10 protein-coding genes and 2 pseudogenes are annotated in these 14,400 nt (G+C 35.4%); 7 read left to right on the top strand and 5 right to left on the bottom strand.

What is annotated here, in order from left to right:
• The first annotated feature begins 105 nt into the window (after positions 1–105).
• The 6 genes from apt to A6A20_RS01345 all read left to right on the top strand — a co-directional run bounded on the left by apt (position 106) and on the right by A6A20_RS01345 (position 6,675).
• Complete coding sequence (apt, locus tag A6A20_RS01320) at positions 106–651, top strand: adenine phosphoribosyltransferase (RefSeq protein ID WP_279571783.1); 546 nt, start codon at positions 106–108, stop codon at positions 649–651.
• A 25-nt stretch (positions 652–676) separates the two neighbouring features.
• Entirely contained in the window at positions 677–2,746 is a 2,070-nt protein-coding gene (gene dnaX, locus A6A20_RS01325; protein ID WP_279571784.1) for a DNA polymerase III subunit gamma/tau, read from the top strand.
• Between the two features lie 105 nt (positions 2,747–2,851).
• On the top strand, positions 2,852–3,181 hold the full coding sequence (locus A6A20_RS01330) for a YbaB/EbfC family nucleoid-associated protein (protein WP_100287874.1): 330 nt from the start codon (positions 2,852–2,854) through the stop codon (positions 3,179–3,181).
• An 87-nt stretch (positions 3,182–3,268) separates the two neighbouring features.
• The gene (gene recR / locus A6A20_RS01335) at positions 3,269–3,871 is read left to right on the top strand and encodes a recombination mediator RecR (protein WP_279571785.1); all 603 of its coding nucleotides are present in this window, start codon (positions 3,269–3,271) and stop codon (positions 3,869–3,871) included.
• A 135-nt stretch (positions 3,872–4,006) separates the two neighbouring features.
• Positions 4,007–5,221, top strand: coding sequence for an NO-inducible flavohemoprotein (gene hmpA, locus A6A20_RS01340; RefSeq protein WP_279571786.1), 1,215 nt, complete (start codon positions 4,007–4,009; stop codon positions 5,219–5,221).
• Positions 5,222–5,736: 515 nt separating this feature from the next.
• Positions 5,737–6,675: a DMT family transporter gene (locus tag A6A20_RS01345; RefSeq protein WP_279571787.1), complete on the top strand. Its 939-nt coding sequence runs from the start codon at positions 5,737–5,739 to the stop codon at positions 6,673–6,675.
• Between the two features lie 545 nt (positions 6,676–7,220).
• Here A6A20_RS01345 and uvrA read toward each other — a convergent pair.
• On the bottom strand, positions 7,221–10,052 hold the full coding sequence (gene uvrA / locus A6A20_RS01350) for an excinuclease ABC subunit UvrA (protein ID WP_279571788.1): 2,832 nt from the start codon (positions 10,050–10,052) through the stop codon (positions 7,221–7,223).
• 154 nt (positions 10,053–10,206) lie between these two features.
• Here uvrA and A6A20_RS01355 point away from each other — a divergent pair, with 154 nt between their 5' ends.
• The gene (locus tag A6A20_RS01355) at positions 10,207–10,686 is read left to right on the top strand and encodes a single-stranded DNA-binding protein (protein ID WP_279571789.1); all 480 of its coding nucleotides are present in this window, start codon (positions 10,207–10,209) and stop codon (positions 10,684–10,686) included.
• A 169-nt stretch (positions 10,687–10,855) separates the two neighbouring features.
• On the opposite strand, the pseudogene A6A20_RS01360 reads toward A6A20_RS01355, so the two are convergent.
• From A6A20_RS01360 to A6A20_RS01375, 4 genes and pseudogenes are all read right to left on the bottom strand, one after another.
• Positions 10,856–11,493, bottom strand: a pseudogene (locus tag A6A20_RS01360) (IS1595 family transposase).
• 82 nt (positions 11,494–11,575) lie between these two features.
• Entirely contained in the window at positions 11,576–12,304 is a 729-nt protein-coding gene (locus A6A20_RS01365) for a hypothetical protein (RefSeq protein ID WP_279571790.1), read from the bottom strand.
• A 66-nt stretch (positions 12,305–12,370) separates the two neighbouring features.
• On the bottom strand, positions 12,371–13,429 hold the full coding sequence (locus tag A6A20_RS01370; RefSeq protein ID WP_279571791.1) for a hypothetical protein: 1,059 nt from the start codon (positions 13,427–13,429) through the stop codon (positions 12,371–12,373).
• Positions 13,430–13,439: 10 nt separating this feature from the next.
• Positions 13,440–14,080 (bottom strand): annotated as a pseudogene (locus A6A20_RS01375) (DUF4143 domain-containing protein); the annotation flags it as partial.
• Between the last annotated feature and the right edge of the window lie 320 nt (positions 14,081–14,400).

Here is a 14,400-nt window from a genome sequence, read left to right on the forward strand (position 1 = left end):
TTTGATATTTCTATTTGCTTTGCCCATAAAAAATAATACTGTGTATTTCGCCTATTTATGCTAAACTTCGTGTTTTGGCAGTTACTCTGACATTAGGCAAAGAATATGACAGAACAACAATTAAGTTTGATTCAATCTTCAATTAAATCCATTCCTGATTACCCTAAAAAAGGGATAATTTTTCGTGATATTACCAGTTTAGTGGAAAATCCTGAGGCATTTCGTTGTGTGGTGGAGTTATTTGTGGCGAAATTTAAATCGATGGGCATTACTAAAGTAATTGGTACGGAGTCAAGGGGCTTTATTTTTGGTGCACCTGTGGCTTTAGCATTAAATTGTCCTTTTGTATTGGTGCGTAAACCAAATAAATTGCCAAGAGAAACCCTATCACAAAGCTATGAATTGGAGTATGGGCAAGATACTTTGGAGATTCATACGGATTCCATTCAAGCAGGTGATAATGTGCTAATTATTGATGATTTATTAGCAACAGGGGGAACGGTTGAGGCAACGGTGAAATTGGTGCAACGTTTAGGGGGCGAAGTAAAACATTGTGCGTTTGTGATTAACTTGCCTGAGTTAGGTGGCGAACAACGTTTGCGTAATATGGGGATTGAACCTTTTGTCTTGGTCAATTTTGCAGGGCATTAATTATTACTCTTAAATAAGGATAGGCATGAGTTATCAAGTTTTAGCAAGAAAATGGCGTCCAAAAACCTTTGCCGAGGTGGTGGGACAACAGCATATTTTAACAGCGTTAGCAAATGGCTTAAAACAAAATCGGTTACATCATGCTTATCTTTTTTCAGGCACTAGAGGGGTGGGAAAAACCTCTATTGCTCGTTTATTTGCCAAGGGGTTAAATTGCGTTAAAGGGGTTACAGCAGAGCCTTGTGGCGAGTGTGCGCATTGTAAAGCCATTGAACAAGGGCGTTTTATCGATCTAATTGAAATTGATGCGGCATCACGCACTAAGGTTGAAGATACCAGGGAATTGCTTGACAATGTGCAATATAAACCCGTAGAGGGGCGTTATAAGGTTTATTTGATTGATGAGGTGCATATGCTTTCTCGTCATTCTTTTAATGCGTTGTTAAAAACCTTGGAGGAACCGCCTGAATATGTCAAATTTTTATTGGCGACCACTGATCCCCACAAATTACCCATTACGATCCTTTCCCGCTGTATGCAGTTTCATTTAAAAGCCTTAGAACCTGCACAAATTAGCTTGCATTTAGAAAAAATTCTTACCGCAGAACATATTGATTTTGATATGTTAGCCCTAGAAAAAATTGCCAAATCAGCACAAGGCAGTATTCGTGATAGTTTGAGTTTGACTGATCAGGCGATTGCTATGGGGAATGGTGAAGTACGCCTTGATATGGTCAATCAAATGCTTGGTTTACTTGATGAAAATCAAGCATTAAATGTAATTCGTGCCTTACATCGTGCGGCGGGTGATGAACTTATGCAAGTGGTGCAAGAGGTTGCTTCAAAAGGGGGAGATTGGGAGCAGTTTTTAATAGAGATTAGTGAATTATTGCATAAGATCGCATTGTGCCAATTATTGCCGAACAGTGATTATATGGCTCAAGATCAGTTAATTTTATTGGCAAAACAGTTATCCCCTGAAGATGTACAATTTTACTATCAAATTATTATTACGGGGCGTAAGGAATTAAATTTAGCCCCTGATTATCGTACAGGGGTTGAAATGACGCTATTGCGTGCTTTAGCTTTTCACCCAAAATATCTTGCTTATCAATCTTCACCTCAACAGGAGAGTAGCCTTGAGCAAACAACAATCTCAGCGGTAAATCCAACTTCTTCATCTACAAAGCAGATAGCAACAGAAAATAACCAAGTTGCAACGATGCAAAAGTCTGAGATGCCTGATGTTCCCGTTATTAATCAACAAGCGTTACAAGATAGCCCCTCTAATCCTGCGTTATCAGCCATAGAAAGCCTGCGTGGTTTATCAAGGAATATGGCACAAAAGGAAAAAAAAAACAGTAACTCTCCTATAAATGATAAGGCTTTGCTTGATGTGCCTGTGATCGATGTGGGGCAATCTACTGCAAAAAATGATTTAGTGGCAAGGTTAAGTCATTTAGCGGAGCAAGCCAAAAATCATAAAACCAATAATCTCAATTCCAAACAGGCATTATTAAAACAAGATGTACAGATAAATCAACAAGATGAAGAATTAGATAACGAAACACAGCTTGAGCAAGATTATCGCTGGGAATGGATTAATCCAGAAATGGCACAAGTTGATGAGGGTATGCGCCCCTCAGAAATTAAGCGAGCGATTTTACAGGAAAAAACCCAAGAATTGATTGATAAAGTGGTTAATTTAACTGCACAACGTGATCCTTGGGCAAAAATGATTGAGGATTTACAATTAGAGGGCTTTGTTAAGCAATTAGCGTTACATTCGGTATTATTGGAGCAACAGGATCAGCAAATTACCTTAGGTATTCGTCCTGTACAAGCACATTTAAACAAAGAAAAATTAGTGCAGCAGTTGCAACAAATAGTTGTTCATTATTATCAACGGGATCTTCGCTTAATAGTGCAACCCTATGAAGAAATGGAAATATTAACCCCTATGGAACATCGTCAGCAGATTTATCGTGAATTGCAAGAGCAAGCGAAGCAACATTTGTTAGCCGATGAAAAGGTGGCATTGCTGATTAAGGAATTTGATGGCACATTAGATCTTGAAAGTATTCGCCCAGTGTAAGCTCATAAAAAGAAAGGCGTTGCACAAGCTAAAATTTTCGTTACAATAGCTCGATTAATCATTTATAGTCGTTTTAATTTAATTAACAACAATGGAAGAAAAATTATGTTTGGAAAAGGTGGCTTAGGCAATTTAATGAAACAAGCACAACAGATGCAAGATCGTATGCAAAAAATGCAAGAAGAAATTGCACAGTTGGAAGTAACAGGGGAATCTGGTGCGGGATTAGTGAAAGTAACGGTAAATGGAGCACATAATTGCCGCCGTATTGAAATCGATCCTTCTTTAATGGAAGACGATAAAGAAATGTTAGAAGATCTGATTGCAGCAGCATTTAATGATGCGGTTCGCCGGGCGGAAGAGTTACAAAAAGAAAAAATGGCATCAGTTACCGCAGGTATGTCATTACCACCGGGTTTTAAAATGCCATTCTAATTCGTCATTTTCAACAAAAAAATAATACAAAATCTCACCGCACTTTTTAGCTGTTTGTTAAAGTGCGGTCATTTATTTTAAAATTTTATGCAAATTAGTCCTTTACTTGAAAATCTCATTGAAGCGTTACGTTGCTTGCCCGGTGTCGGACCGAAATCGGCACAGCGTATGGCTTATCATTTATTGCAACGTGATCGCAGTGGTGGTATGAATCTTGCTCAATCGTTAACCAAAGCCATGTCGCAAATTGGACATTGTGAACATTGTCGTACTTTCACTGAACAAGAAATTTGTAATATCTGTAACAATCCACGCCGACAAAATACAGGCTTGCTTTGTATTGTGGAAATGCCTGCGGATATTCAAGCCATTGAACAAACAGGGCAATTTTCTGGACGTTATTTTGTCCTAATGGGGCATTTATCGCCCCTAGATGGCATAGGGCCAAAAGAAATTGGGCTTGATTTATTGCAACAGCGTTTACAACAAGAACAGTTTAACGAAGTCATTTTAGCCACCAATCCCACCATTGAGGGGGACGCAACGGCAAATTATATTGCGGAATTATGTTTACAACAGGGCATAAAAGTTAGCCGTATTGCCCATGGTATTCCTGTTGGTGGCGAATTAGAAATGGTTGATGGCACAACTCTAACCCATTCCTTTTTAGGGCGGCGTACCCTTGAATAATCTAGTGAAAAATTGGAAAAAGTGCGGTCTCTTTTTTAATTATTTTTAGGTATTAACAAGCGAATACTTACTTGCTAATTTATTGCCATTTGCTACCAAATGGCAATATTTTTTAATAATAAATGGAGTCTTATTATGGCATTAAATAAACATCAAATTGAGCTTATTCAATCTACTATTCCTGTGTTAAAAGAAAATGGTGCAGATCTTACCGCTTATTTTTACCAAAGAATGTTAGGTAATAATCCAGCGTTAAAAGAAACCTTTAATTTAGGTCATCAACGCAGTGGTGCACAAGCTCGTTCTTTAGCTGGAGCGGTACTTGCTTATGCAGAAAATATTGAACATTTAGAGCGATTAGGTTCGGCGGTGAGCTTAATGGCACATAAGCATGTGAGTCTAAACATTCAACCAGAGCAATATGCGATTGTGGGCGAAAACTTATTACATTCCATTAGCGAAGTGTTAAATATTCCAATGGAGCATGAATTAATTGACGCTTGGGCAGCGGCTTATCAACAATTAGCGGATATTTTAATTAATGCGGAGGCAGAACTTTATTGTCAGCAACAGCAAACCCCTTACGGCTGGAATGGTTGGAAAGCCTTTAAAATTATTGATCGCCAAGCAGAAAGCAATGAAATTACCTCTTTTTACCTTGCTCCCGTAGATGGCGGAAAATTGCCACAATATCAAGCAGGGCAATATATTTCATTGCGTATTTCTGTGCCAGAATTAGGCTTAAAACAACCTCGCCAATATAGCTTATCTGATCGTTATCATCCTGATTATTTCCGTATTTCAGTCAAAAATGAAGTAGCTCACGATGGTTTAGCAGAAGGCTATGTTTCCACCACCTTACATCGTGATTATCATATTGGCGATATTGTAGAGGTTACGCACCCTACGGGGGATTTTGTGTTACAACATCAAGATAAAGATACCGTCTTAATCAGTGCAGGTGTGGGCGTAACACCAATGATTGCTATGCTAAATACCTTATTAGCTCATCATAATCCTATGCAAATTAGTTTTTTACATGCTTGCCGTAATGTTGAAGCCTTGGCAATGCACCAACATATTGAACAATTACAAGCACAACATAATAATTTATATACTTATTTAGCTTGTGAAACTGCTTCCGATCAAGTAAACATAGATTGCGTAGGACGTTTAGATCTAAGCCAAATTGATCGCAAATATTTACCCGCTCAAGCAGATTACTATATTTGTGGACCAAAAGCCTTTATGCAACAACAATATCAAGCCCTGCGCAAATTAGGTATTCCAACAACGCAAATTTATATGGAGCTATTTAATACTGGGGGAATAGCGGATATTGAGGAATAATTGTCAATGTTTTGAGCATTTTATTTCATGTAACGCCTCCTCTTTGCAAGGAGGCGTTTTATGTTTTAGGCAATAAATTATTTTTCAATTTTTAGTTTTGTTAATAAGTGCGGTCAAATTTAGCATAATTTTCCAAAAATCTTAATTTTCCGATCTTTCCTCCTTAAAAATTCCCTGTGTAAAACTTAGAACCATAGGCATATTTCTGCTGGTCAGATAACAGAGGACTGATGACAGAAGACAGTATTCACTTTTAATATCAATAAATTAGCGTTTTTATTATTCTGTCCTCTGTCTTCCGTTCTCTGTCCTCTGTCCTCTGATAAGCAAAGAAAGTAAGTCGTCCAACGGGAAAAAACTGTTAACCAAGGCGGAGAATTAACAGCAAAAAAATCTTAAAATAAACCGCACTTTGTTACTAAATTAAGTATATTAGCGAGATTAAATTCATTATATTGTGAGTAATTTTTATTTGTTATAGAATTGTTAAGTAATGTAAAATTGATAAGAAATTAATGAAAGGACACAATGATATGCTAACCAATAACCTACTCTTAGGCATTATCCTTGCTTTGTTTGCGGCATTGCTAAATAGTTCTATTGGTATTTTTAGCAAAATTCTAATGCAGAATGGATTAAATGCACAAGATATTGCATTTTTTAAGACCTTAATAGCTTTTTTTGTTTTGAGCAGTTTATGTTGGCGTAAACCGCTTGCTTATCAAAAACAACAAATCATTCAAACGCCATTACATTCTCGAGCTTGGTTATGGAAAGTGGCAATTTGTGCTTTTCTTGGTATTTTTGTCCTGTTTTTCTTTGAAACTCTGGCTTATGGCTATGGGTTTGCTTCTAATGTTGTGGTTATTTTAATGGCGTCAGCCACCATCTCCGCATTAATTTTTGAAGTATTCTTGTTAAAAGAACCGTTAAAAATGACTTCCGTACTGGGTGTGTTATTTGCGGTCATGGGTATTTTTGTGATTTCTTGGGCAGGTGGTAGTGATAGTCATATTTTTATGATTTTAAATGCCGTTATTGCGGGGACTGGATATGGTTTATTTTCCGTCTGCTTAAGAAAATTTGGTTTACGCGGTGGCTGGCATTTAACAAGTTTTTTATTGTTTTTCGGGAGTTTATATTTATTTTTTCCTTATTGGTGGAAAGGAAATCACATTCAGTGGCATTTAGAAGTTGTTATTTACCTTGTTGCTTTAGCTATTTTACCCACCATTTTAGGTTTCTATTGCACAACCAAAGCCTTATCTTATTTAACGGCGACTAAGGTACAAGTGATTGAATTATCTGAACCTATTTTTGCGGTTTTACTTGCTTGGTGGTTTTTACAAGAAATACCTAATCATCAATTTTTTATTGGTGCAAGTTTGATTGTGCTAGGTATTTTGTTAATTAATCAAATCCATTTGCATTTTCTGGCTAAAAAAGAAATTTAGTGGGGAAACGATTTACTTTATGTCAATTCCTTAATTAGATTGCAAATTGTTTTTTTGTACAACAATCTTTCCTTTTAACCAAATAGAGAAGTTTTTATGAAAAAATTATTAGAGCTGAAGTAGATGAGCCAGTTATGATCGACTGTAAAAATGAAAATAACTCATTGTAAATTAAAAAATCACATCAATAGCATTAAAAATTTGTAGAATCAAGAAAAACGTATATTAAGAAAATATCATGTATTAGCCGAAAATATTTCTCTTGATTCTTGAATGTGCGGTTTAACTTTGGGAAACCTTCTCAGCAACTTAAAATCCTACGAAAATAGTATGAAATTTAGGACCTAATCTACTTCAGCCCCAAATTAATTAATCACAATGGATTAAGAAAAAACGTAATATCATGTTTATAAAGGATTTTTTAACAAAAAGAGTTGCTAACAATTTAAGAAAATTATTATTAGCAACCATTTTGTCCATTACACCTAAAGTTTTATCATAAGAAAAGTGGCAATAACAGCCACTTTATAATAAACAACTATAACCTATTTTTTCTGCAATATCGGCGCTAAAAATCTCGCCGTATGTGACCCCTCAATTTTAGCGACCTGTTCAGGTGTACCAGTGGCGATAATTTGTCCTCCACCACTTCCCCCTTCGGGTCCAAGATCCACAATCCAGTCAGCGGTTTTAATCACATCAAGATTATGCTCAATCACAACAATGGTATTGCCCTGATCACGTAAACGATGCAATACTTCTAATAATTGTTTAATATCGGCAAAATGCAACCCTGTTGTAGGCTCGTCAAGGATATAAAGGGTTTTTCCTGTATCTCGTTTAGAAAGCTCTGTCGCCAATTTTACACGCTGAGCTTCACCACCAGATAAGGTTGTTGATGATTGCCCTAAACGAATATAAGACAAACCAACATCAATTAATGTTTGTAATTTACGTGCAATAGCGGGAATAGCATCAAAAAATTCTCGTGCATCTTCCACTGTCATATTTAATACTTGGTCAATGGTTTTTCCTTTATAACGAATATCTAAGGTTTCTCGGTTATAGCGTTTACCTTTACATTGATCACAAGGCACATAAACATCAGGTAAAAAATGCATTTCAACCTTAATTACCCCATCGCCCTGACAAGCCTCACAGCGTCCACCTCGCACATTAAAACTAAAACGTCCAGGATTATAGCCCCTTGCTCGAGCTTCAGGCACACCTGCAAATAATTCTCGAATAGGGGTAAATAACCCTGTATAAGTGGCAGGGTTAGAACGGGGTGTACGACCAATAGGACTTTGATTAATATCAATTACCTTATCAAAAAATTCTAAACCTTTAATCTCTTTATAAGGGGCTGGTTGCCCTTGTTCCGCACGATTTAACTTATGTTGAGCTAAAGGAAATAAAGTATCATTAATTAAAGTGGATTTTCCTGAACCAGAAACCCCTGTTACACAGGTAAATAATCCTACTGGAATTTCAAGATTTACCCCTTTTAAATTATTTCCCGTTGCTCCCATAAGTTTTAACATTTTCTTTTTATCAAGTGCGGTGCGTTTTTCAGGAATTTCTATTTTCTCTTTGCCTGATAAGAATTTCCCTGTCAATGACGCTGGATTTTGCATAATTTCTTGAGCATTACCTTGAGCAACCACAGACCCACCATGCACACCAGCCCCAGGACCAATATCAATAATATGATCGGCGGCTAAAATAGCATCTTCATCATGCTCAACCACAATAACGGTATTACCTAAATTACGTAAATGGAGTAAGGTATTTAATAATCTTTCGTTATCACGTTGATGCAAACCAATAGAAGGTTCATCTAATACATACATTACTCCTACAAGCCCAGCCCCTATTTGACTAGCAAGGCGAATACGTTGTGCTTCTCCACCAGACAAGGTTTCAGCAGAACGAGATAAGGATAAATAATTGAGTCCAACATTGACCAAAAATGCCAACCGCTCACGAATTTCTTTCAAAATTTTATCCGCAATTCTTGCTCGTTGTCCCTCTAGACTTAACATCCCAAAAAAATCTAATGCTCCACCAATACTCATCTCCGCAATAGCAGGTAAATTGATTTCATTAATAAATACATTACGAGCCTCAGGACGTAAACGCGATCCTAAACAATCAGCACAAGGACGTGTACTAATATTTTTTGCCAATTCTTCACGCACTGACATAGATTCCGTTTCTTTATAACGGCGTGCCATATTATTCAAAATACCTTCAAAACTATGCCGACGTAGCACTACATCACCACGATCATTCACATATTGGAATTCAATTTCTTCTTTACCTGACCCCTGCAAAATAATTTGCTGAATTTTTTTAGGAAGTTCCTCAAAAGGTGTTTCAATATCAAAATGATAATGCTTTGCTAATGAAGTAAGCATTTGATAATAATAAAAATTACGCCGATCCCAACCTTTTATTGCCCCATTTGCTAAAGAAATAGACGGATTTTGTATTACCCTTGCTGCATCAAAATATTGTTCAACACCCAAGCCATCACAAGTAGGACAAGCTCCGGCGGGATTATTAAAAGAAAACAAACGAGGTTCAAGTTCTGGCACAGAATAACCACAATGAGGACAAGCAAAATTAGCAGAAAAAACCAACTCTTCCCCTTGAGAATTATCCATACTTGCCACAATCGCCGTTCCTCCAGAAAGCTCTAAAGCGGTTTCAAAAGACTCGGCTAAACGTTGTGCTAAATCAGACCGCACTTTAAAACGATCAACCACAACCTCAATAGTATGCTTTTTATGTAATTCTAACTTCGGCGGATCAGATAAATCACAAATTTCGCCATCAATTCTTGCTCGAATATACCCCTGAGAGGCAATTTGCTCTAATAATTTAACATGCTCTCCTTTACGAGCCTTAACCACTGGCGCAAGTAACATCATTTTACTTTCCTCAGGCAAAGTAAGCACATTATCCACCATTTGACTTACCGTCTGAGCAGTTAATGGAATATGATGATTAGGACAACGAGGTTCTCCAACTCGAGCAAATAACAAACGTAAATAATCATAGATTTCCGTAATAGTCCCCACCGTAGAACGAGGATTATGTGAAGTTGATTTTTGCTCAATAGAAATGGCAGGTGATAGCCCCTCAATATGATCAACATCAGGTTTTTCCATTAAAGACAAAAACTGACGTGCATAAGCTGACAAAGACTCTACATAACGCCGTTGCCCCTCTGCATATAGCGTATCAAAAGCTAATGAAGACTTACCAGAACCTGATAATCCTGTAATCACAATTAACTTATCTCTTGGAATAGTTAAATTAATATTTTTTAAATTATGTGTTCTCGCCCCACGAATCTCAATTTTATCCATTTTCAGCTAAACCTTTTGACAAAAAAATTTAAAAATTGGAATAATTATCGCATTTTTGCAACGACTGTTCAAATATCCAGTGGATTTTAATAGATCTTTTTTTCTTTTTCAGGCAAAATAACGCAGTTATTAACTTTCAAATAAAGAGGATATTATGGCTGGAGTAAATAAAGTTATTATTGTAGGAAATTTAGGCAACGACCCAGAAATTAGAACAATGCCAAACGGCGAAGCTGTCGCAAACATTAGCGTTGCCACCAGTGAAAGTTGGAATGATAGAAATACTGGTGAACGTCGTGAAATCACTGAATGGCATAGAATTGTATTCTATCGTCGCCAAGCCGAAATTGTCGGCGAATACCTACGTAAAGGCTCCAAAGTTTATGTAGAAGGACGTTTAAGAACAAGAAAATGGCAAGATCAAAATGGACAAGATCGCTATACCACAGAAATTCAAGGTGACGTATTACAAATGCTAGATAGTCGCAGCGACAGAGCACAAACAGGTTATGCACCACAACAATCATCTCCACAACCAAGCTATCAAGCACAACCTACCAGATCGGCACCTCAAAAACCATCAACGCCAGCAGAACCTGATATGAATGGTTTTGATGATGATATTCCGTTCTGAATTCTATATACATAAATTCTGTAAAAATACATCATAAAACTCAAAGGGAAACATTACAAAATAAAGTTTCTCTTTTTTACACTTTTATTGACATAGTTAACCTTAAAGAGCAGTATTTATACATAATTTTAGGGGCTGTACTAGATAACTAGAGCAAATTACTTTTAACTCATTGTTTTAAAATGGAAATTTTAGACTTTATGTTACTGTGATTAAAACACCATTCACATTCTTTTAAATATAGCTCAAAATGGGTTTTAGGAATGCCATTAAACTTACGCAAATAACGTTTTGCTTGACTCCAAAAATTCTCAATGCCATTAATATGATTATGATGTTCAGCAAAATGTGTGCTATGATTGATGCGAAAATGACTAAATTCACTCACATCAAGTACATCATAACTGCGATAAGTATCGGTGTAAAATACTATCAGGTTTTACTTTTTCTCGAATAATGGGCCGTAATGTCGCTGATTTTGTATTAGGGGCAAACGGTATAAACTTTACCATGACGCTTTAAAAGCACGAATACAGCAATTTTACCTATTGTACCGCGTCCTCGTTTTCTTTTCCTAACACCACTAAAATAACTTTCATCTAATTCAACTTCGCCCTCAAAAACTTCATGAGCTTGTAGGGCAAGATGATAGCCAATCACTTGGCGAATTTTACGGTAAAAAAGTGCCGAAGAATTAGGGTTTATTCCTAATAGATTAGCTGCTGCTCTTGCCGTCACTTCAAGAACAAAAAACTCAAGAAGTTTTAGTTGTACTTTTCTTTTTAATTTACAATGAGTTATCTTCATTTTTGCAGTCTATCATAACTGCTAATCTAATACAGCTCCAAAATTAAATACTATCTGAAATTTGGGTTCAAACGGTGTTTTTTTATTTTGATTCGTAAAGTCGTATGAGAAATCTCATCAACACAGTTGTTTGCTCAAGTATATAATCAACCTCTTGTTCTTTATAATTATCTTGATGTTTGACATTATTATTTTGATATGTAGTAAAAAATTTTATAACTTTATCATTATAAAAATTTTTTATTTCTTTTGAAATTCCTTTATTATCAAGAAAGTTACCTAATTCATTTCTTTGATTTTCTAAGGATTTAGGATTACGCAAAATCTGTTGAATTAACGATTCGAATGCACATCTCAAGTCGTCTAATAAATTTCTTGTGAAAATTTGATTAGATTTTTTGGCTAAAGCACTTTCATAATGCTTTTTAGTTTCTGGATAGTTATCTAGCCACTCTTTTGTTTCTATTGCGACTTCTGGTATATCATCAATTCCATTAGAGTATTGATAATATCTGCTGGCTAATTTATTCTGTATATCTTTAGCTTTCTCATTATCAGTAAATTTTGGCAAACTACATAAATCTTTAATAATTTTATATTGCTGTTCGGGAGAAAAGCACATTAAATTTTCTTTTAATGCGGTTCTTTTATTTGGGAGAGTTTTAGGAAACGGATAAGATGAATATGGAATATCAACCCCATATTCCATTGCATAGTTCGATAAATATTTACATATTTCATTCCCGCTTAGTCCTTCATTCGTATCAGCTAAAATAGCCGATGCTGATACAATAAATGTGTTATCAATCATAATATTTTTCTTAAATTATTTTTTATCAGTAATAAATTTTAGATAAATTGTGGAATATACTCCAAATTAATCAATGTGTTTCTTCAATTCAGTTTCTATTTTTAATATTGCTCTTTCAATATCTTCGATCTTGTCATTAAATTTGTTTATTTTATTTTTCCTATATTCCAAAACTGTATCAGATAGTAAATCAACATCTTTCCAGTATTGAAATGCTAATAGTTCAGACTCTCTAACAGTTTCTAAAAAATATCCAAATTGTCCAGATTTTTCCTTGGGCTTTATATCATTTGCTATAACATAGAGTTTGTCATCATTAGTTGCTAGCCAATGCTCAGATATCGTATAGCCATTACTTAGCACTTCCTTTTTTTCTGTGCCAAACCCAATGCTTCTAATCCAATATGTATCCATTGCAGCATTCATGCTTGCTACTCGAATAGCTTGTAAGGAATTTCTTTCTTTACAAAAATTATTTCTAATTCGTCGGCGACGTTCTCGTATATTCTCGGGTAATGAATGGATTTCTTTTTCGCTTATATCCCAAAAAGCATATTTAGCAATTTCCATTTCAAAACCAGATACCATATCTAAATAGTAAGCTATTCCATATAAATATTTCTCGAATTTTTTAGCACCTGATATAGTTTTATCCGACTTATAGATTTGTTGAATAAGTAAATAAGGTAAATAAAAACAGCCTAATGCCTTTTTAGAAATTTCAGATAATTCATGAAAACTAAATACTTGTTCATTTTCAACGATTTCTTTATTTGTTGCCAAAGGATCATCTGATGATGTTTTCCAGAATTTTTTACAAAATAAATTATATGCTTTTCTTGCCTTAGGAATATAAATTCCTGGCATTTCCTTTATGCCCAATGCAGACATAAGCATATTGGGACATTCATTTAATAATCTATATAATGGATATAATCCCATTTCTCTTACATCATCTAAAGTGGAATATTCATTTAATTGCTCCATTCGTTGAATGCTACAATTATCTAAATTTATCTGAATAGCTTCTCTTTGTATATTTTTTGACTTTGCATAGGAAATTAAAGAATTAATGTTATCATCTTCCAAAAATGGCGTATAAATTCTAATTTCATTTTTAAACATATATTCTCCTTTATACACAACCATACAACGGTACATTCTCTATCCAGTCCTGTTCCCTAAAATCCGCCATAGAGAAACGAAAAGCCTATTCAGCCTGGAACTGTTCTACATACACTTTCAAACTTTTCGCTTTCAGATTTTCTTTGGCTTTGACTTCAATCGGAATGACTGTTTGTTTGCATTGTAGCACAAAATCCACTTCTGCTGTACCTTTTTCCGTTGTCCAGTAAAATATAGGGTTTTCTTGGGTTTCAATCAGTTTGTTGCAATACATAGTGCTCAGTTAAAGAACCTTTAAATTCGGTAAAAATGCGATTGCCTTCCAATAGCGTAGTTGCATTTAAATAACTTTGGTCGGCAAGTAAACCGACATCCAAACCATATAATTTAAAGGCGTTACCTTGAGAGGCAAACAAAGGCAAATGTGGCTTTTTCACTCGCGGTACAACCTGAACTAAACCGCTGCCTTTCAGCCATTGCAAGGCAATTTCATAATCTTTACTTCTCGCCTTTTTGCATTTGTGCACACATAAATTTTTTGTTTTATTTCTCCAATTTTTCAGGAATGGATGCCAAAATTGACCGCACTTTTTTCACCGTTTGCCCATCGGAAATATGTTTAGAAAAATCCTGTTCATACGCCATCAATAAAGTGTATAAAAAGCAAAAATACGGTGAGATGTTCGATTATTTTTTATCATTGTTGAATACCACTACAACCCTATTCAATTTTCTCTACATAATCAAAATAATCTTTTTCCTCTACATTCAATAGGAGTCGTTTTACAAAATCATCTGAAATCCCGAACAACTCTGACAGTACAACAATTGTGGATTTTCAAGCTAACACAATTACCGATTAGTACATGCATTCACAAGGGTAATATTTGATTGTAAACGAAAAATAAGATTGCATGTAGGAAGGGGCAAGCAGTTTAAAAATCAATGCTTGCAAATTATCACGGATTCCT

This window comes from Volucribacter amazonae, assembly GCF_029783845.1.
Classification (GTDB): Bacteria; Pseudomonadota; Gammaproteobacteria; order Enterobacterales; family Pasteurellaceae; genus Volucribacter; species Volucribacter amazonae.